Annotated in this window: 13 protein-coding genes, 1 tRNA gene and 3 rRNA genes; 12 read left to right on the top strand and 5 right to left on the bottom strand. The window is 49.1% G+C overall.

Annotated features, from left to right (window positions below; genetic code table 11):
- Nucleotides 1–172: 172 nt before the first annotated feature.
- The 6 genes from rbsK to rrf all read left to right on the top strand — a co-directional run bounded on the left by rbsK (nucleotide 173) and on the right by rrf (nucleotide 7,761).
- Nucleotides 173–1,099 (top strand): ribokinase, encoded by a 927-nt coding sequence (gene rbsK, locus RFN81_RS18305; RefSeq protein WP_264497169.1) that lies wholly within the window; start codon nucleotides 173–175, stop codon nucleotides 1,097–1,099.
- 3 nt (nucleotides 1,100–1,102) lie between these two features.
- Nucleotides 1,103–2,098 carry a ribose operon transcriptional repressor RbsR gene (rbsR, locus tag RFN81_RS18300; protein ID WP_264497168.1) on the top strand — a complete coding sequence of 332 codons (996 nt, stop codon included), beginning with the start codon at nucleotides 1,103–1,105 and terminating at the stop codon, nucleotides 2,096–2,098.
- Nucleotides 2,099–2,526: 428 nt separating this feature from the next.
- Nucleotides 2,527–4,066 (top strand): 16S ribosomal RNA (locus RFN81_RS18295).
- Between the two features lie 141 nt (nucleotides 4,067–4,207).
- Nucleotides 4,208–4,283: transfer RNA gene (locus RFN81_RS18290), tRNA-Glu, on the top strand.
- Nucleotides 4,284–4,524: 241 nt separating this feature from the next.
- A 23S ribosomal RNA gene (locus tag RFN81_RS18285) occupies nucleotides 4,525–7,430 on the top strand.
- 215 nt (nucleotides 7,431–7,645) lie between these two features.
- Nucleotides 7,646–7,761, top strand: a 5S ribosomal RNA gene (gene rrf, locus RFN81_RS18280).
- Together the 16S, 23S and 5S rRNA genes with 1 tRNA gene alongside form the textbook arrangement of a ribosomal RNA operon.
- 108 nt (nucleotides 7,762–7,869) lie before the next feature.
- Here rrf and mobB read toward each other — a convergent pair.
- Both mobB and mobA read right to left on the bottom strand, forming a co-directional pair.
- A complete protein-coding gene (gene mobB / locus RFN81_RS18275) occupies nucleotides 7,870–8,391 on the bottom strand; it encodes a molybdopterin-guanine dinucleotide biosynthesis protein MobB (RefSeq protein ID WP_264497167.1) in 522 nt (173 codons plus the stop codon).
- Nucleotides 8,381–8,959 (bottom strand): molybdenum cofactor guanylyltransferase MobA, encoded by a 579-nt coding sequence (mobA, locus tag RFN81_RS18270; RefSeq protein WP_264497166.1) that lies wholly within the window; start codon nucleotides 8,957–8,959, stop codon nucleotides 8,381–8,383. The genes mobB and mobA overlap by 11 nt, the downstream gene beginning before the upstream one ends.
- 204 nt (nucleotides 8,960–9,163) lie before the next feature.
- On the opposite strand from mobA, the gene RFN81_RS18265 reads away from it, so the two are divergent.
- From RFN81_RS18265 to polA, 4 genes are all read left to right on the top strand, one after another.
- Complete coding sequence (locus RFN81_RS18265) at nucleotides 9,164–9,433, top strand: YihD family protein (RefSeq protein WP_264497165.1); 270 nt, start codon at nucleotides 9,164–9,166, stop codon at nucleotides 9,431–9,433.
- 78 nt (nucleotides 9,434–9,511) lie between these two features.
- The gene (locus tag RFN81_RS18260) at nucleotides 9,512–10,498 is read left to right on the top strand and encodes a serine/threonine protein kinase (RefSeq protein ID WP_264497164.1); all 987 of its coding nucleotides are present in this window, start codon (nucleotides 9,512–9,514) and stop codon (nucleotides 10,496–10,498) included.
- A 24-nt stretch (nucleotides 10,499–10,522) separates the two neighbouring features.
- A complete protein-coding gene (dsbA, locus tag RFN81_RS18255; RefSeq protein ID WP_264497163.1) occupies nucleotides 10,523–11,146 on the top strand; it encodes a thiol:disulfide interchange protein DsbA in 624 nt (207 codons plus the stop codon).
- 371 nt (nucleotides 11,147–11,517) lie between these two features.
- Entirely contained in the window at nucleotides 11,518–14,307 is a 2,790-nt protein-coding gene (gene polA, locus RFN81_RS18250; protein ID WP_264497162.1) for a DNA polymerase I, read from the top strand.
- Nucleotides 14,308–14,706: 399 nt separating this feature from the next.
- Here polA and yihA read toward each other — a convergent pair whose 3' ends face one another.
- Complete coding sequence (gene yihA, locus RFN81_RS18245; protein ID WP_264497161.1) at nucleotides 14,707–15,342, bottom strand: ribosome biogenesis GTP-binding protein YihA/YsxC; 636 nt, start codon at nucleotides 15,340–15,342, stop codon at nucleotides 14,707–14,709.
- 203 nt (nucleotides 15,343–15,545) lie between these two features.
- Here yihA and yihI point away from each other — a divergent pair, with 203 nt between their 5' ends.
- Nucleotides 15,546–16,085 carry a Der GTPase-activating protein YihI gene (gene yihI / locus RFN81_RS18240; protein ID WP_264497160.1) on the top strand — a complete coding sequence of 180 codons (540 nt, stop codon included), beginning with the start codon at nucleotides 15,546–15,548 and terminating at the stop codon, nucleotides 16,083–16,085.
- Nucleotides 16,086–16,326: 241 nt separating this feature from the next.
- Nucleotides 16,327–17,700 carry an oxygen-independent coproporphyrinogen III oxidase gene (gene hemN / locus RFN81_RS18235; protein WP_264497159.1) on the top strand — a complete coding sequence of 458 codons (1,374 nt, stop codon included), beginning with the start codon at nucleotides 16,327–16,329 and terminating at the stop codon, nucleotides 17,698–17,700.
- Nucleotides 17,701–17,756: 56 nt separating this feature from the next.
- On the opposite strand, the gene RFN81_RS18230 is transcribed toward hemN, so the two are convergent.
- Entirely contained in the window at nucleotides 17,757–17,894 is a 138-nt protein-coding gene (locus RFN81_RS18230) for a YshB family small membrane protein (RefSeq protein ID WP_010281646.1), read from the bottom strand.
- Between the two features lie 143 nt (nucleotides 17,895–18,037).
- On the bottom strand, nucleotides 18,038–19,450 hold the full coding sequence (glnG, locus tag RFN81_RS18225) for a nitrogen regulation protein NR(I) (protein WP_264497158.1): 1,413 nt from the start codon (nucleotides 19,448–19,450) through the stop codon (nucleotides 18,038–18,040).
- Nucleotides 19,451–19,456 lie beyond the last annotated feature (6 nt).

The following is a 19,456-nucleotide window of genomic DNA, read 5'->3' as shown; positions in this document are numbered from 1 at the left end:
GTTGCATGAAGGCGGTAACCGCGTGAATCCCTAGGAGCTTACACCAGTAAGCGACTGGGGTGAGTAAGGGCAACCAACGCACAAGCAACTTGAAGTATGACGTGTATAAAGCAGGGCTCGCGCCACCCGTTTGTGGTGGCGCATTATTAACGTAGTAGCGGGATTCGATATAATGAAAACGGGTAAGCTGGTGGTGCTGGGCAGTATTAATGCTGACCATATTCTCAACCTTGAGCAATTTCCCCGCCCGGGTGAAACGGTGATCGGTGAGCAATATAGTGTCGCTTTTGGTGGAAAAGGTGCCAATCAAGCCGTTGCCGCTGGTCGCAGCGGTGCAGACATCGCCTTTATCGCCTGTGTCGGCGACGATGATATCGGCTCCCGTATTTGCCAACAGTTATCCAAGGATAATATTGATGTTTCCGCTGTTGAGGCTATTTCAGGGGAAACGACCGGCGTTGCGTTAATTTTTGTTAACGCTGATGCCGAGAACATGATCGCCATTAACGCCGGTGCGAATGCTGCGGTAACGCCCGACTACCTTCGTCGTCATCAGCAACACATTATTGAAGCCGATGCGCTACTGATGCAACTTGAGTCGCCTTTGGAAACGGTTATAGCCGCCGCTAAATTGGCGCATGAACATCATACGAAAGTCATTCTTAACCCTGCCCCCGCTCGCGAGCTGCCTGATGAACTTTTGTCCCTGGTCGATATGATCACGCCCAATGAAACTGAAGCACAGTTCCTGACGGGAATTACCGTCGAGACGGAAGACGATGCGGCTCGCGCAGCACAGGTTCTTCACGATAAAGGTATTGAAATGGTTCTCATCACATTGGGTAGTCGTGGCGTATGGTTAAGTGAAAACGGTCAAGGGCTGCGTATACCGGGGTATCGTGTAAAAGCCGTGGATACTATCGCCGCCGGAGACACGTTTAATGGCGCGCTCGTTACCGCATTGCTGGAAAATAAACCCCTGTCTTCCGCCGTAAAATTTGCCCATGCGGCAGCGGCAATAGCGGTTACTCGCCGAGGTGCTCAGCCTTCTGTTCCGTGGCGTGAAGAGATCGACGAATTTTTGCAAACGCAGGGGTGATTTTTGGCGACTATGAAAGATGTCGCTCGCCTGGCGGGCGTTTCTACCTCTACCGTATCTCACGTCATCAATAATAATCGTTTTGTCAGTGACATCATTCGCGAAAAGGTAGTGAAGGCCGTTGAGGATCTCAACTATGCGCCGTCGGCGTTGGCTAGAAGTCTGAAAATCAATCAGACGAATACTATCGGAATGTTGCTTACAGCCAGTAGTAACCCGTTTTATGCCGAAGTAGTGCGTGGCGTTGAGCGATCCTGTTACGAACGGGGCTATAGCCTTATCTTGTGCAACACTGAAGGCGATCGCGATAGAATGAGTCATAGCCTCGAAACGCTGTTGCAAAAGCGAGTCGATGGCGTCTTGCTAATGTGTACCGAAAGTCATCGGCCTTTACCTGAAATGATGAGTCGTTATCCCTCTATCCCTATGGTTATGATGGATTGGGCTCCTTTTGACGGAGTCATGGACGTTATTAAAGATAACTCTCTGCTTGGGGGCGAAATCGCAACGAATTATCTCATCTCTCGTGGTTATAAAAAGATAGCCTGTATAGCGGGTCCTAAAGATAAGACGACAGCTTATAACCGGTTAGAAGGGTATCGCCGGGCAATGCAATCGGCTGGATTATCCGTTCCCGCTGATTATGAAATTTTCGGTGATTTTGAATTCGCCGCAGGTTATCGCGCGATGCTGCAACTATTAGCGTTACAGGATAAGCCCGAAGCCGTATTCACCAGTAACGATGCGATGGCTGTCGGTGTTTATCGCGCGCTTTATCAGGCTGGACTGTCAATTCCGCAAGACATGGCTGTTATTGGTTACGATGATATTGAGCTGGCTCGCTATATGTCTCCGCCACTCACTACAGTTCATCAACCGAAGGATGAGCTTGGCGAATTGGCGGTTGATACACTTCTGTATCGTCTAAAACATCCCAATACGGAGCCGAATGTGTTGGTGCTGACGCCGGAATTAATGGTTCGTCAGTCTGTACGATGAAGTTTTAGCTAATAAAACGCCGAAAAATCCCGCATAACGGTGACTTTCACTGCGTTTTGTTGAAAAAAAACTCACTCGGAAATTATTCTGCATTTAGCGCTTGTCAGGCGGCGAGAAGTCCCTATAATGCGCCACCACTGACACGGCAACAGCGACACGCGGTTGTGGTGGAAAGGGAAAAGATTCAACGAAGGCAGTCAGTAATGACTTGACTTCACAGCGGAAACGCATAACATATGCGCCCGCGCCGCAGTACGCTGCGGCACTGCTCTTTAACAATTCAATCAGACAATCTGTGTGGGCACTCACAAGACCGTATCTTAACGATATAAAAAGTCTTGAAGAGTGAACAACAGTAAATTCATTACGAATAAACAGTTTTAATTCTTTGAGCATGGCTGACGAGTTCAGCAAATCAAACAAATCTTAAATTGAAGAGTTTGATCATGGCTCAGATTGAACGCTGGCGGCAGGCCTAACACATGCAAGTCGAGCGGTAACACAGAGAGCTTGCTCTCGGGTGACGAGCGGCGGACGGGTGAGTAATGTCTGGGAAACTGCCTGATGGAGGGGGATAACTACTGGAAACGGTAGCTAATACCGCATAATGTCGCAAGACCAAAGAGGGGGACCTTAGGGCCTCTTGCCATCGGATGTGCCCAGATGGGATTAGCTAGTAGGTGAGGTAAAGGCTCACCTAGGCGACGATCCCTAGCTGGTCTGAGAGGATGACCAGCCACACTGGAACTGAGACACGGTCCAGACTCCTACGGGAGGCAGCAGTGGGGAATATTGCACAATGGGCGCAAGCCTGATGCAGCCATGCCGCGTGTGTGAAGAAGGCCTTCGGGTTGTAAAGCACTTTCAGCGGGGAGGAAGGCGTGAGAGCGAATACCTTTCATGATTGACGTTACCCGCAGAAGAAGCACCGGCTAACTCCGTGCCAGCAGCCGCGGTAATACGGAGGGTGCAAGCGTTAATCGGAATGACTGGGCGTAAAGCGCACGCAGGCGGTTTGTTAAGTTGGATGTGAAATCCCCGGGCTTAACCTGGGAACTGCATTCAAAACTGACAGGCTAGAGTCTTGTAGAGGGGGGTAGAATTCCAGGTGTAGCGGTGAAATGCGTAGAGATCTGGAGGAATACCGGTGGCGAAGGCGGCCCCCTGGACAAAGACTGACGCTCAGGTGCGAAAGCGTGGGGAGCAAACAGGATTAGATACCCTGGTAGTCCACGCTGTAAACGATGTCGACTTGGAGGTTGTGCCCTAGAGGCGTGGCTTCCGGAGCTAACGCGTTAAGTCGACCGCCTGGGGAGTACGGCCGCAAGGTTAAAACTCAAATGAATTGACGGGGGCCCGCACAAGCGGTGGAGCATGTGGTTTAATTCGATGCAACGCGAAGAACCTTACCTACTCTTGACATCCACAGAATTTGGTAGAGATACCTTAGTGCCTTCGGGAACTGTGAGACAGGTGCTGCATGGCTGTCGTCAGCTCGTGTTGTGAAATGTTGGGTTAAGTCCCGCAACGAGCGCAACCCTTATCCTTTGTTGCCAGCGATTAGGTCGGGAACTCAAAGGAGACTGCCGGTGATAAACCGGAGGAAGGTGGGGATGACGTCAAGTCATCATGGCCCTTACGAGTAGGGCTACACACGTGCTACAATGGCGTATACAAAGAGAAGCGAGCCTGCGAGGGTGAGCGGACCTCATAAAGTACGTCGTAGTCCGGATTGGAGTCTGCAACTCGACTCCATGAAGTCGGAATCGCTAGTAATCGTAGATCAGAATGCTACGGTGAATACGTTCCCGGGCCTTGTACACACCGCCCGTCACACCATGGGAGTGGGTTGCAAAAGAAGTAGGTAGCTTAACCTTCGGGGGGGCGCTTACCACTTTGTGATTCATGACTGGGGTGAAGTCGTAACAAGGTAACCGTAGGGGAACCTGCGGTTGGATCACCTCCTTACCAAGAAAGATGTGCGTTGAGTGAAGTGCTCACACAGATTGTCTGATGAAAAAAATGAGCAAGCGCACCTGTTGATGTAATGAGTGTTAACTCATGCTGATGCGAGCGTGCCGGATGTCTGATTCGGTACGGAGTTTTCGTGTCCCCATCGTCTAGAGGCCTAGGACACCGCCCTTTCACGGCGGTAACAGGGGTTCGAATCCCCTTGGGGACGCCAATCCGATAATGAGTGAAAGACATTATCCTGAATATCGTAAAGATGACTTTGATAAGTCGTGTTTACGATATTGCTCTTTAACAATCTGGAACAAGCTGAAAATTGAAACATGACAGCGGAATAATCGTGAATACCTTGGCTATTTATGGGTAAACACGGTGAATTTGTCTGTCAATGAGTCTCTCAAATAATCACAGCGCGATGATGACTTTGGTTTATCAAAGACACCTTCGGGTTGTGAGGTTAAGCGACTAAGCGTACACGGTGGATGCCTAGGCAGTCAGAGGCGATGAAGGGCGTGCTAATCTGCGAAAAGCGTCGGTAAGCTGATATGAAGCGTTATACCCGACGATACCCGAATGGGGAAACCCAGTGTGTTTAGACACACTATCATGACATGAATCCATAGTGTCATGAGGCGAACCGGGGGAACTGAAACATCTCAGTACCCCGAGGAAAAGAAATCAACCGAGATTCCCCCAGTAGCGGCGAGCGAACGGGGAAGAGCCCAGAACCTGAATCAGTGTGTGTATTAGTGGAAGCGTCTGGAAAGTCGCACAGTAAAGGGTGATAGTCCCGTACACAAAAATGCACAGGCTGTGAGTTCGATGAGTAGGGCGGGACACGTGATATCCTGTCTGAAGATGGGGGGACCATCCTCCAAGGCTAAATACTCCTGACTGACCGATAGTGAACCAGTACCGTGAGGGAAAGGCGAAAAGAACCCCGGCGAGGGGAGTGAAATAGAACCTGAAACCGTGTACGTACAAGCAGTGGAAGCCCACTAGTTGGGTGACTGCGTACCTTTTGTATAATGGGTCAGCGACTTATATTCTGTAGCAAGGTTAACCGAATAGGGGAGCCGGAGGGAAACCGAGTCTTAACTGGGCGTTAAGTTGCAGGGTATAGACCCGAAACCCGGTGATCTAGCCATGGGCAGGTTGAAGGTTGGGTAACACTAACTGGAGGACCGAACCGACTAATGTTGAAAAATTAGCGGATGACTTGTGGCTGGGGGTGAAAGGCCAATCAAACCGGGAGATAGCTGGTTCTCCCCGAAAGCTATTTAGGTAGCGCCTCGTGAATTCATCTTGGGGGGTAGAGCACTGTTTCGGCTAGGGGGTCATCCCGACTTACCAACCCGATGCAAACTACGAATACCGAAGAATGTTATCACGGGAGACACACGGCGGGTGCTAACGTTCGTCGTGAAGAGGGAAACAACCCAGACCGCCAGCTAAGGTCCCAAAGTCATGGTTAAGTGGGAAACGATGTGGGAAGGCCTAGACAGCCAGGATGTTGGCTTAGAAGCAGCCATCATTTAAAGAAAGCGTAATAGCTCACTGGTCGAGTCGGCCTGCGCGGAAGATGTAACGGGGCTAAACCATGCACCGAAGCTGCGGCAGCGACACTAAGGTGTTGTTGGGTAGGGGAGCGTTCTGTAAGCCTGCGAAGGTGGCCTGTGAGGGCTGCTGGAGGTATCAGAAGTGCGAATGCTGACATAAGTAACGATAATGCGGGTGAAAAACCCGCACGCCGGAAGACCAAGGGTTCCTGTCCAACGTTAATCGGGGCAGGGTGAGTCGACCCCTAAGGCGAGGCCGAAAGGCGTAGTCGATGGGAAACAGGTTAATATTCCTGTACTGGGTGTGACTGCGAAGGGGGGACGGAGAAAGCTAGGTTATCCGGGCGACGGTTGTCCCGGTTTAAGCGTGAAGGTGGATGACTTAGGAAAATCCGGGTCATTGTTAACACTGAGGCGTGATGACGAGTCACTACGGTGATGAAGTAACCGATGCTACGCTTCCAGGAAAAGCCTCTAAGCACCAGGTCACATCGAATCGTACCCCAAACCGACACAGGTGGTCAGGTAGAGAATACTCAGGCGCTTGAGAGAACTCGGGTGAAGGAACTAGGCAAAATGGTGCCGTAACTTCGGGAGAAGGCACGCTGGAGTTGGTGAAGTCCCTGGCGGATGGAGCTAAGACCAGTCGAAGATACCAGCTGGCTGCAACTGTTTATTAAAAACACAGCACTGTGCAAACACGAAAGTGGACGTATACGGTGTGACGCCTGCCCGGTGCCGGAAGGTTAATTGATGGGGTAAGCTGTAAGGCGAAGCTCTTGATCGAAGCCCCGGTAAACGGCGGCCGTAACTATAACGGTCCTAAGGTAGCGAAATTCCTTGTCGGGTAAGTTCCGACCTGCACGAATGGCGTAATGATGGCCAGGCTGTCTCCACCCGAGACTCAGTGAAATTGAACTCGCTGTGAAGATGCAGTGTACCCGCGGCAAGACGGAAAGACCCCGTGAACCTTTACTATAGCTTGACACTGAACCTTGAGCCTTGATGTGTAGGATAGGTGGGAGGCTTTGAAGCGTGGACGCCAGTCTGCGTGGAGCCAACCTTGAAATACCACCCTTTAATGTTTGATGTTCTAACGTGGGCCCCTGAGCGGGGTTGCGGACAGTGTCTGGTGGGTAGTTTGACTGGGGCGGTCTCCTCCCAAAGCGTAACGGAGGAGCACGAAGGTTAGCTAATCCTGGTCGGACATCAGGAGGTTAGTGCAAAGGCATAAGCTAGCTTGACTGCGAGAGTGACAGCTCGAGCAGGTGCGAAAGCAGGTCTTAGTGATCCGGTGGTTCTGAATGGAAGGGCCATCGCTCAACGGATAAAAGGTACTCCGGGGATAACAGGCTGATACCGCCCAAGAGTTCATATCGACGGCGGTGTTTGGCACCTCGATGTCGGCTCATCACATCCTGGGGCTGAAGTAGGTCCCAAGGGTATGGCTGTTCGCCATTTAAAGTGGTACGCGAGCTGGGTTTAGAACGTCGTGAGACAGTTCGGTCCCTATCTGCCGTGGGCGTAGGAAGATTGAGAGGGGTTGCTCCTAGTACGAGAGGACCGGAGTGAACGCACCGCTGGTGTACGGGTTGTGATGCCAATTGCATTGCCCGGTAGCTACGTGCGGAAGAGATAACCGCTGAAAGCATCTAAGCGGGAAACTTGCCTCGAGATGAGTCTTCCCTGGGCACAAGATGCCCCTGAAGGGCCGTTGAAGACGACGACGTAGATAGGCTGGGTGTGTAAGCGTAGCGATACGTTGAGCTGACCAGTACTAATGACCCGAGAGGCTTAACCTTACAACACCGAAGGTGTTTTGAGAGATGAAAGACGCATAGAGAACGATATTCAGCTTGTTCGAAGATTGAAGATTAAATGTTTACGCGATGGCGTGGACATAAAACAGCGCGGAGCGCTGGCCTGAGAAGGGAGGAGACAAAATCGTCGGGAACGATTTTGTACGTCGCAGAGCGACGACCCGAAGGGCGAGTCTCAGGAAGAGACGAGAAATTTGCCTGGCGGCGATAGCGCGGTGGTCCCACCTGACCCCATGCCGAACTCAGAAGTGAAACGCCGTAGCGCCGATGGTAGTGTGGGGTCTCCCCATGTGAGAGTAGGGAACTGCCAGGCATCAAATAAGTGGAAAGCCCCTGTCGCAAGACAAGGGCTTTTTGCTGTGCACGTTGCTAAAACTATTGATTTACGCGTATCCGTGAAGAAAGACCACCGATAAGCAGGTTATCGGTGGTCGTTGTAGAGCCATTGGTGAATAAAATTAGCAACCTGTTCCGGCTGATTGATATCAAGTACCGGAAGCACTGTGTTTATCTCAGTATCCGTTGCGATCGCAATGACATATTTATCGATCAAGTCACTTAATTCTCTGCCCAATGATTGGCGAAATAAGGCTATTTTAGCGATCTTTTCATGTTTAAAACCCTCAACCAGTACCAGGTCGAGGGTCGAGGCATCCATTTTCCCTACCAACTCATAAATATTTGGTTCTTCCTGTTCTGGCGTCTCCGTCATTAATGCCCATCTCTGATTGCTGACAACGATGGTTTGCGCCGCGCCCGCTTTACGCAGTTCGTAGCTGTCTTTGCCGGGCGTATCAATATCCATTTGGTGATGCGTATGTTTAATTAATCCGATTCTAACGCCACGATTAATCAGCAGGGGGATGACGTGTTTAAGTAATGTTGTTTTACCTGTACCGCTATAAGCCGCAACAGAAAGTAATGGGAGATGATTAGAATGCACCGCGTTGATCCTCCCAATGGGATAAATCTTCAGGTGAATTCAGATTACGAAAGGCCTCGGGTTGATCGTTAAATGAGACGGCGTTTGCTCCAACCTGTTCCATAAACAGCATCACCTTACGATTTCCGACATGCAGATAGGTTTCTAGAGGTTCAATAAGGTTTTTATTGATTAAGAGCAGTGTGGGATGTGGTCGAACTCCATCGGTAGCATAAACGGCATCGACCTCCCCTCGCGCATGCCACAGTCGGTGTACTAGGTCGAGAGGGAACACAGGCACATCGCAAGGGACACAAACAACCCATTTGGATGTAGATGCCCTTAAACCGCTTAGAATGCCCGCCAGCGGGCCAGGAAAGCTTGTATCAAAGTCGCTAATAATTTGGCATCCACTTTGTGCATAGATAGCCTGATTGCGGTTGGCACTGATAATAATCTCATCGACCTGTGCTTTAAGCCGAGAGAGAACGTGTTGGTATAGCGGCACGCCGTTCAGTGCTATCAGACCTTTATCATGTCCGCCCATTCGTGTTGCCCGTCCGCCCGCGAGAATAACACCCGTAATCATTTGATTTACCAATTATCTATGTCCATTTTCTCTGTACTAAAAGTTTGTCAGGGATAAACCTGACGTTATTCTCTAAAAACTTTAACAGAAGACCAAGTCCTTTCCTCATACACATAAGGCTGTTATTTTTATCGCTATAGCCCAACAAGATGTTTTCTACTTCTTGAAATTTATTGAGCACAAATCGTCTTTAAGGAGAAAAAAATGAAATGTCATCGCGTTAATGAACTGGTTGAACTCTTACATCCAGCCTGGCAAAAAGAACCCGATTTAAATCTGGTACAATTTTTACAAAAACTTGCACAAGAGGCGGGGTTTGAGGGGCGGTTAAATGAACTAACTGATGATATCCTTATTTACCATCTGAAAATGCGTGATTCAGATAAAGAACAAGCCATTCCCGGTCTGAAGAAAGACTACGAGGAAGATTTTAAAACAGCGTTACTTCGTGCCCGCGGGGTTATTAAAGACTAGTGCAGAGGAATAACTCGTTCTCAATGTCAGCTATTGCGCCTCGTTATCGTATCCCATCTCTAAGCATCCGTGGCTGCGATGAGTAGTTCGGCATTTAATTTTAAGACGCTTGTCCCCGAACTGATCGTGGATGCCTTGCTGGATGTCGGTTTACGCATTGATTCCGGTCTGACGGCATTGAATAGTTATGAAAATCGGGTTTATCAGTTTGCGGATGAAGATCGTAAACGATTTGTGGTGAAATTTTATCGCCCCGAGCGGTGGAGTACGGCGCAGATTCAGGAAGAGCATATTTTTGCTCAGCAATTAGCAGAAGATGAAGTCCCAATTGTCGCGCCCATTTTGCTTAATGGGCAGACTCTAAACGTCTACGAAGGATTTCATTTTGCCGTATTCCCTAGCGTAGGCGGTCGGCAGTATGAAATGGATAATGAGGACCAGCTAGAGTGGGTTGGTCGTTTTCTTGGCCGGATTCACCAGACGGGTCAGAAATCATTATTCACTGAGCGCCCAACGATTGGAACCAATGAGTATCTGCACGAACCTTACCGACTGTTGGAGACATGTCCCTTAGTACCGAAAACACATCGACATGATTTTTTACAGGCAATCCGTCAACTGATTGATACAGTAGAAATTTATTGGCATAGCGACTGGCGACCATTACGTCTTCATGGGGATTGTCATCCAGGGAATATTTTGTGGCGTGATGGCCCGCTATTTGTTGACTTGGATGATGCGCGCAATGGCCCAGCAATACAGGATTTATGGATGCTATTGCACGGCGATCGCCGTGAACAACGCATTCAATTGGATATCTTGCTCGAAGCCTATAGCGAATTTGCAGAGTTTCAGGAGAAAGAGCTCGCACTGATTGAACCACTTCGTGCAATGCGGCAGGTTTATTACCTTGCTTGGGTTGCACGTCGTTGGGAAGATCCTGCTTTTCCGAGAAGTTTTCCCTGGATGATGGATGCGGATTTCTGGTTAAAGCAAACGGCAATATTTATTGGACAAACCCAGCTGTTGCAGGAGCCTCCTCTACAGCTAATGCCAATGTACTGAAATTAAATGGAGAGAGTGAAATTTATGAAAAGATTATGGCTTGCGCTGATTGGCATGGTTCTGGCGTTTAGTGCTTCTGCTGCAGAGTTTTCTGACGGCAAACAATATGTAGAGTTGGATAAACCTGCGACGCAAGAACCTCAGGTTCTCGAGTTTTTCTCATTCTATTGCCCGCACTGCTATCAATTTGAACAGGTCTACCATATTCCAGATGCAGTAAAGAAAGCGTTGCCAGAAGGGACGAAGATCACACGTTATCACGTGGACTTTCTGGGCCCATTGGGTAAAAACCTGACTCAAGCTTGGGCTGTGGCTATGGCGCTGGGCGTAGAAGATAAAATTACTCCTCTGATGTTTGATGCTGTTCAGAAAACACAGACCGTACAGAAGCCGGAAGATATTCGTGACGTCTTTGTGAAAGCCGGCGTTAGTGCGGAAGAGTTTGATGGTGCATTGAATAGTTTTGTTGTGAAATCTTTAGTTGCTCAACAGGAAAAAGCAGCGGCGGATTTGCAGTTACGCGGCGTTCCAGCCATGTTCGTTAACGGTAAATATATGATCAAAAATGATGGTCTTGATACCAGCTCAATGGATGGATATGTAAAACAGTACGCAGAAGTAGTGAAATACCTCCTTACCAAAAAGTAATCACGTAATAAGCCATGCGGTGAAATCGCATGGCTTTAAACGTTCTTCCTGTTCACCCTTTTATCTTTTATATCTCACAACAATCTCAATTAATCTTTTTATTTATATCCACAAATTAGATGACGGTTTCCTGTTTCTATAAAACAAAGGTGTATATTATAACTTACTGAAAATAATGGATATTAAAAATCACGCCTTAATAATAGTAAGAGCTGGTAATTAACGTGATAAATCTATACACAAACTTATCCACAAGAGAATCTCGCAAAAATCTATGCAAATCTAGCTAATATCCTACGTTAAAGATCGTCTCTTTCTCTGGCCTATGGCATGCTTAGTGCTATGACAGACAACAACGATCACGGCAGGTTATGGCTCAGATTGCAGAAAACCCTTTAATACTGGTAGATGGTTCATCCTATTTGTATCGTGCTTATCACGCTTTTCCACCGTTAACCAACAGCGCAGGGGAAGCCACGGGTGCAATGTATGGCGTACTGAATATGCTACGCAGTTTGTTGCTGCAATATCATCCCAGTCACATTGCCGTTGTTTTTGATGCCAAAGGGAAAACCTTTCGTGACAAACTGTTCGAAAGCTATAAAGCCAATCGTCCACCGATGCCGGAAGATTTACGCGAACAGATAGACCCTTTGCATAATATGGTGAAAGCGATGGGGCTACCACTTTTGGCGGTTCCTGGCGTAGAAGCTGACGATGTGATCGGCACGCTCGCTATTCAGGCGGAAAAAGCGGGTAAATCGGTGCTCATTAGTACTGGTGATAAAGATATGGCGCAGTTGGTGACACCGAACGTGACGCTCATCAACACCATGAATAACACCATTCTTGGCCCACAGGAAGTGTGTGATAAATACGGTATTCCGCCTGAGCTGATTATCGATTTCCTCGCGCTGATGGGTGATGCATCGGATAACATTCCCGGCGTACCCGGCGTGGGTGAAAAAACGGCGCAGGCGCTGTTACAAGGGATCGGTGGGCTAGATTCGCTGTATGCCAACCTGGATAAAATTGCCGAGCTCTCTTTCCGTGGGGCAAAAACGCTGGCACCAAAACTAGAACAACATAAAGATGTCGCCTACCTCTCCTATCAACTGGCCACCATTAAAACGGATGTTGAACTGGATCTTAGCTGCGATCAACTTACGGTTAAAGAACCGAACGTGGATGAGTTGTACCGCCTCTTTTCCCGTTATGAATTTAAACGCTGGTTATCCGATGTTGAATCCGGTACCTGGCTGGAAAGTAAGAAGAGCAACCAGCCTGTTCCGGCTGTGAATAAAGCAGTGGTGGAATCGTCTACTGAAGAGAGCAACGCGCCAGCGCTTTCTGCCGACGGTTATGTCACGATCCTTGATGAAGAAACGCTGTTGGATTGGGTAGAGCGTATAAAACAAGCTGGGGTTTTCGCTTTTGATACGGAGACCGATGGGCTTGATACGCTCACCGCCAATCTTATTGGTTTGTCATTTGCGATTAAGCCAGGTGAGGCGGCTTATTTACCATTAGCGCATGACTATCTGGATGCACCGGAACAATTGGATCGCGCCAAGGTACTGGCCTTGTTCAAGCCGTTGCTGGAAGATGAGAAGCTGCTGAAGATTGGTCAGAATCTCAAATTTGATAAAGGTGTGATGCAGCGGTATGACATCGATTTACGCGGTATCGCATTTGACACCATGTTGGAATCCTACGTACTCGACAGCGTGGCGGGCCGCCACGATATGGACAGCCTGGCCGAACGCTATCTGAAGCATAAAACCATTACCTTTGAAGAAATCGCGGGTAAGGGGAAAAATCAACTGACGTTTAATCAGATTGCACTGGAACAGGCTGGGCCTTATGCGGCCGAGGATGCGGATGTTACGCTGCATCTGCATCAGAAACTGTGGGGAAAACTGCAGCCGCACACTGACTTGTGTCAGGTTTTTCAAACCATTGATATGCCGCTGGTGCCGGTCTTATCCCGTATCGAGCGTACAGGCGTGCTGATCGATCCTGTGATTTTGGCGGAACACTCAAAAGAGCTGACAACCCGTTTGGCGGAGCTGGAAACACAAGCGTATGCGCTGGCGGGCGAAGAGTTCAATCTCTCATCGACCAAGCAGCTACAGGGGATTCTGTATGAAAAGCAAAAGTTGCCGATTCTGAAGAAAACGCCAAAAGGCGCACCGTCAACCAATGAAGAAGTGCTAGCCGAACTGGCGCTGGATTACCCTCTGCCGAAGCTGATCCTGGAATATCGGGGCTTGGCCAAGCTGAAATCGACTTACACCGATAAGCTACCGCTGATGATTAACCCAGCGACGAAGCGTGTGCATACGTCTTATCACCAGGCTGTCACTGCGACCGGGCGTTTGTCTTCCAGCGATCCGAACCTGCAAAACATCCCGGTGCGTAATGACGAAGGGCGCCGTATTCGTCAGGCATTTATTGCGCCGAAGGGCTACAGCATTGTGGCGGCGGACTACTCGCAAATCGAGTTGCGTATCATGGCGCACTTATCCGGTGATAAAGGACTGTTAAACGCGTTCGCAAATGGGTTGGATATCCACCGAGCAACGGCGTCAGAAGTGTTTGGCATTGCGCTGGATAAGGTGACATCGGAACAGCGTCGCAGTGCGAAAGCGATCAACTTTGGTTTGATTTACGGCATGAGCGCGTTTGGGCTGTCGCGTCAGTTGAATATTCCCCGTAGCGAATCGCAGAAATACATGAACCTGTATTTTGAGCGCTACCCAGGCGTGCAGGATTACATGGAGCGTACGCGCCAACAGGCGGCGGAACAGGGCTATGTGTCTACATTGGATGGGCGCCGCCTCTACCTGCCAGACATCCATTCCCGTAACGCGATCGCGCGTAAAGGCGCAGAGCGTGCGGCGATAAATGCGCCAATGCAGGGCACCGCTGCGGATATTATCAAGAAAGCGATGATCGCGATTGATGACTGGCTACAGCAAGATGAACCTAAGGTGAAGATGATTATGCAGGTTCATGATGAGCTGGTTTTCGAGATCCATGATTCGGTTATTGAAGAATCCATTAGTAAAATCAAAGTATTAATGGAAGGGTGCATGGAATTGAATGTTCCGTTGCAGGTCGATATTGGCACTGGCATGAATTGGGATGAGGCGCATTAAGGACCGATCCTTACGCTATTTCTGTAATTAAATAACAGTATTGTGTGACCTGGTTTAACTTTGTGTAAGCAATAACCATTTTTTATGAAAGTAAACAACAAAAAATCCTTTTTTCCCGCGAAAAAATAGGGTAGAGTTAAAGACGTAGGGTACAGAGGTAAGATGTTCTATCTTTCAGACCTTTTACTTCACGTAATCGGATTTGGCTGAATATTAGCCGCCCCGCTCAGTTTTGAGTGGGGCGTTTTTTATGGGCATTATCTGGAGTTTTACCCAAAATCACAGTGAGTAAACACACACTAACGCTTACAAATATGCAACATATTTTATGTTGCTGGGAATCGCCGAAGGATTTTAGTGTGTGATGCGAGTAATGATGTTCTGCACCACGCAAAGGAATTATTCTGCTTCTTGTTCTTCTCCTGCGTACTCCAATGTGCTGAACCAGTTATCCAATTTCTGCTGTAGTTTATCGACGCCGAGTTTTTTCAGTGAAGAAAACGCTTCGACCTGAATATCGCCCATAAATGGCAAGATGGCCTCGCGAACCTTATTCAACTGTGTTTTACGTGCCCCTGAAGCGAGCTTGTCGGCTTTGGTCAGCAGCACTAAGACGGGAAGCTCGACATCGACCGCCCATTGGATCATTTGCTGATCGAGATCTTTCAGCGGATGGCGGATATCCATTAGCACCACCAAACCCTTCAGGCTATTACGCTTCTGTAGGTATTCACCGAGCGCGCGTTGCCATTTAATTTTCATTTGCTCTGGCACTTCGGCATAGCCATAGCCGGGAAGGTCAACCAAACGCACGTTTTCAGCTACTTCAAACAGGTTGATCAACTGGGTACGCCCTGGCGTTTTACTGGTTCGAGCCAGGTTCTTCTGGTTAGTTAGCGTATTAAGTGCGCTGGATTTTCCGGCGTTAGAGCGCCCAGCAAAGGCTACCTCAATACCGCTATCTGTTGCCAGATGATGAATATCCGGGGCGCTGATGATAAAACGCGTCATATGATAGTTAAAATGCTGGGTCACGATGGTTATCTCTATCTGGATCTCTGTCTGGTTGGGGATTATACCTGTAACTGACGATAAAGGCGGCTTTATCTATTTTAATGTGCGGTCGGATGATACGAAAAGAAAAGCGCCTCCTCCTGACGTAGATGCTTTTTTATTTTGGGGCTTTCTGCTAGATTTCGCCGCACTTCTCTTATATCTGTATACCCGAGAGCCATCTTATGAACCGACCTGTCAAAGGGGCTGCGAATCAGGCAGAAAAACCCAAATTAAAAAGAAAAACCCGCGAAGAGCTGGATCGTGAAGCGCGTGAGCGAAAAAAAGAGAAAAAGCGTCGTGGTAACGCGGCTGGTAGCCGGGCGCAGGATAAATCTTCTACCGATAAACTTAGCGGTCAACGTAACATCGCCGATCCGCGCATTGGCAGTAAAAAGCCTATTCCGCTTGGCGTGGGCGAGATAGTGAAATCGAAGAAGAAGCCTTCAACGTCGGTAGAAAACGTGGTTGCTGTTAAGCCAACGATGTCGCCGGAAGAAGAACTAGAAATGTTGGAAAACGATGCTCGTTTGGACGCCTTGTTAGATCGTTTGGAGGGGGGAGAAACGCTGAGCGCCAAAGATCAATTATGGGTTGATGAAACACTGGATCGTATTGATGCTCTGATGGAGGAACTCGGTATCGAATTAAGTGATGACGAGCAAGATGAGCCAGAAGATATGTTACAGCTTTTGAAACGTAATCATCCGAAAAATGCGAACTGAGCAATGAAATGGCTGTTTTTGCTCCTGGTGCTGTTGGTCGCATTTTATGGGTTGTGTCTGCTTGGTAAATTGTGGCGATTGTCGAAGCGTAAACGTCGGCTGCATTGTGCTCTGTTTCGTGGGCGGGCCTCAGAGATGAGACGAATCACAAATCGTCGGGAGCGTTTTTGAAACGTCATTTAAGCGATCTTAAGGAGCGAGAAGTCACCCACCGAGTAAAAACAGGAAGGAGTGAGCGAATATGTCGATGCAGTCCGTTGACTGGGATTTGGCCCTGATTCAAAAATATAATTATTCCGGGCCACGTTATACGTCTTATCCCACAGCGTTAGAATTCAGTGAAGCTTACGATGAGCCAGCGTTTCAGCAGGCCATCGCCCGTTATCCTCAGCGACCGCTGTCACTGTACATCCACATCCCTTTTTGCCATCGGCTGTGCTATTTCTGTGGCTGTAATAAGCTGGTTACGCGTCAGCAGCATAAAGCGGATGAATACCTTGATGTGCTTGAACTGGAGATTCGCCAGCGCGCGCCGCTCTTTACTGGACGCACGGTGACGCAATTGCATTGGGGCGGCGGTACGCCGACTTACCTGAATAAAGTACAAATCAGCCGACTAATATCATTATTGCGTGAGCAGTTCTCTTTCTCTGCACAGGCGGAGCTGTCTCTTGAAGTCGATCCGCGAGAAATTGAGCTGGACGTCCTCGATCATTTGCGTGCCGAAGGGTTTAACCGCCTGAGTATGGGCGTGCAGGATTTTAATAAAGATGTGCAAAAGTTGGTTAATCGCGAGCAGGATGAAGACTTTATTTTTGCTCTTATTGAACGAGCAAAGGCGCTGGGCTTCACCTCAACGAATATCGATTTGATTTACGGCCTGCCGAAGCAAACGCCGGAAAGCTTCGCCTTTACGCTACAACGCGTTGCGGAATTAAGTCCGCATCGGCTAAGCGTCTTTAACTATGCGCATTTACCCAGTCTGTTTGCGGCACAGCGTAAGATTAAAGAAGCGGACTTACCGAGCTCGGAACAAAAGCTGGCTATTTTGCAACAGACGATTGCGTCGCTAACGCAATCGGGCTACCAGTTTATCGGTATGGATCACTTTGCTCGTCCGGACGATGAACTGGCGGTAGCGCAGCGAGAAGGGAAACTGCATCGCAATTTCCAGGGCTATACGACGCAAGGCGATAGCGATCTGCTTGGAATGGGCGTTTCGGCGATTAGTATGATCGGTGATAGTTATGCGCAGAACCAGAAAGTGTTGAAGCAGTATTATGCGCAGGTCAAGGATACAGGGAATGCCCTGTGGCGCGGGTTACAGCTGACGCGTGATGATTGTCTCCGCCGCGATGTGATTAAGGGGCTGATTTGTAATTTCCGACTCAGTTATGCGTCTATCGAAGCAGAATATTCGATCGATTTTAAAACCTATTTCGCGCAGGATTTGGCATTATTGGCACCGCTGGCGGCTGATGGGCTGGTAGATAGTCAGGAAGACGGGCTGGTGGTAACGCCGAAAGGGCGTCTGCTGATCCGTAATATCTGCATGTGCTTTGATGTCTATCTGCGTAACAAGCTCAGAACGCGGCAGTTTTCCCGCGTGATTTAAATAAGAACAGCCAGTCGATGTTATCACCGACTGGCTGTTTTCGAGCTTTTATAGGATCAACTAAAGAAGTTAATCAGTGCGGCGCATAAAACGGCGGCAATAGCCGCCTGCGGCGAATGGCTCGCCGCGGAGCCAATTTCAGCGCCATGTGTTGCAACTGAAAGTGTTGCCGCGGAAATCAATGAATCCAGCATGGTGTTCCTCCCGAATCAGCGACACGATCATACTGCTGGTTCGAGGCAAGTAAAGGACAAATTAATGACAATTCCGTGCGCCAGATTGTATTTTTTATCACCAGTTTGTTTATTGACAATTGAGCAATAAAAAAGCAATCTTGCTACTCCATTCCTAGCTCTTTCAATTTACGTGTCAGCGTATTTCTCCCCCATCCCAGCAACCTTGCCGCTTCCTGTTTATGCCCTTGCGTATGGCGTAGCGCCGTTGTCAGTAGCGTCCTTTCCATTTCTGGCTGGGCTTCCGCCAACAGATTTTGATGACCGGAGCGCAGCGCGCGATCCGCCCATTGCGCTAACAACGTAGCCCAGCTGTCCGGCAGCGTATGCACGGTAGAATCCGGTGCGGTGCTCTCGAACAGTTCTGGCGGCAAATCCTGAATGAGCACTTCCTGACCCGCGGCCATAACGGTTAACCAACGGCAGGTATTTTCCAGTTGACGCACGTTGCCAGGCCACGGTAAACGGGTGAGCGCCGTTTCTGTTTCCGGGTGCAAATTCTTTGGTTCAACGCCTAGCTCTTTGGCGGTCGCCTGTAAGAAATAACGTGCCAGACGGGGAATGTCTTCCCGTCGTTCACGCAGAGGTGGTAAGTGAACACGGATCACATTCAGGCGGTGAAACAGATCTTCACGGAATTTGCCTTCCTGCACGCGCTGTTCAAGATTTTGGTGCGTTGCCGCGATAATACGAACATCCACTTTTACCGCCGCATAGCCGCCAACGCGATAAAACTGTCCGTCTGCCAATACGCGTAACAGGCGGGTTTGCACGTCTAACGGCATGTCGCCGATTTCATCCAGAAACAGCGTTCCGCCGTCGGCCTGCTCAAAGCGGCCCTGACGGATCTGGTTCGCCCCCGTAAATGCGCCTTTTTCATGGCCGAAAAGCTCTGATTCAATCAGATCCTTAGGAATCGCAGCCATATTAAGGGCGATAAATGGGGCTTTAGTGCGTGGACTATGCCGATGCAAGGCATGCGCTACCAGTTCTTTACCGGTCCCCGACTCGCCATTGATCAGCACGCTGATCGACGAGCGGGACAGGCGGCCAATAATGCGGAAAACATCCTGCATCGCAGGGGCTTCACCGATAATATCCGTTGTCGGGCCATTCAGTGGCTGGCTGCGTACCGGCTGTTGCTGCTCCAGATAATGACTGATCGCGCGTTCAACCAGTGCCACGGCTTCATCGATATCAAACGGTTTGGGTAAATAATCGAATGCGCCCTGTTGATAAGCGCTGACGGCAGCATCTAAATCGGAATGCGCCGTCATGATGATGACCGGAAGCATGGGATGGCGTTGTTTGATTTGCTGTAAGAGCGCTAAGCCGTCCATGCCTGGCATGCGGATATCGGACAGCAAAACATCGGGGGTTTGTGTCGCTAATGCATGCAATACCTGATTTCCGTTTTCAAACGTTGCGCAGGTTAAACCTGCACCAGCAAGCGCGCGCTCAAGCACCCAACGGATGGAGCTATCGTCATCGACAATCCAGACTATCCCTCGTTGCATTGTGAA

Origin of the sequence: Pectobacterium cacticida (assembly GCF_036885195.1) — a bacterium.
Lineage (GTDB): Bacteria > Pseudomonadota > Gammaproteobacteria > Enterobacterales > Enterobacteriaceae > Pectobacterium > Pectobacterium cacticida.
The sequence above is the reverse complement of the archived record's forward strand: the minus strand, read 5'-3'. Positions and strand labels throughout refer to the sequence as shown.

What these genes read in the sequence shown, in the direction of transcription:
- RFN81_RS18265 (WP_264497165.1), top strand. Translation starts at nt 9,164, where the DNA reads ATGAAATGTCATCGCGTTAATGAACTGGTTGAACTCTTACATCCAGCC.
- RFN81_RS18230 (WP_010281646.1), bottom strand. Translation starts at nt 17,894, where the DNA reads ATGCTGGATTCATTGATTTCCGCGGCAACACTTTCAGTTGCAACACAT.
- hemN (WP_264497159.1), top strand. Translation starts at nt 16,327, where the DNA reads ATGTCGATGCAGTCCGTTGACTGGGATTTGGCCCTGATTCAAAAATAT.
- rbsK (WP_264497169.1), top strand. Translation starts at nt 173, where the DNA reads ATGAAAACGGGTAAGCTGGTGGTGCTGGGCAGTATTAATGCTGACCAT.
- mobA (WP_264497166.1), bottom strand. Translation starts at nt 8,959, where the DNA reads ATGATTACGGGTGTTATTCTCGCGGGCGGACGGGCAACACGAATGGGC.
- glnG (WP_264497158.1), bottom strand. Translation starts at nt 19,450, where the DNA reads ATGCAACGAGGGATAGTCTGGATTGTCGATGACGATAGCTCCATCCGT.
- polA (WP_264497162.1), top strand. Translation starts at nt 11,518, where the DNA reads ATGGCTCAGATTGCAGAAAACCCTTTAATACTGGTAGATGGTTCATCC.
- yihI (WP_264497160.1), top strand. Translation starts at nt 15,546, where the DNA reads ATGAACCGACCTGTCAAAGGGGCTGCGAATCAGGCAGAAAAACCCAAA.
- dsbA (WP_264497163.1), top strand. Translation starts at nt 10,523, where the DNA reads ATGAAAAGATTATGGCTTGCGCTGATTGGCATGGTTCTGGCGTTTAGT.
- RFN81_RS18260 (WP_264497164.1), top strand. Translation starts at nt 9,512, where the DNA reads ATGAGTAGTTCGGCATTTAATTTTAAGACGCTTGTCCCCGAACTGATC.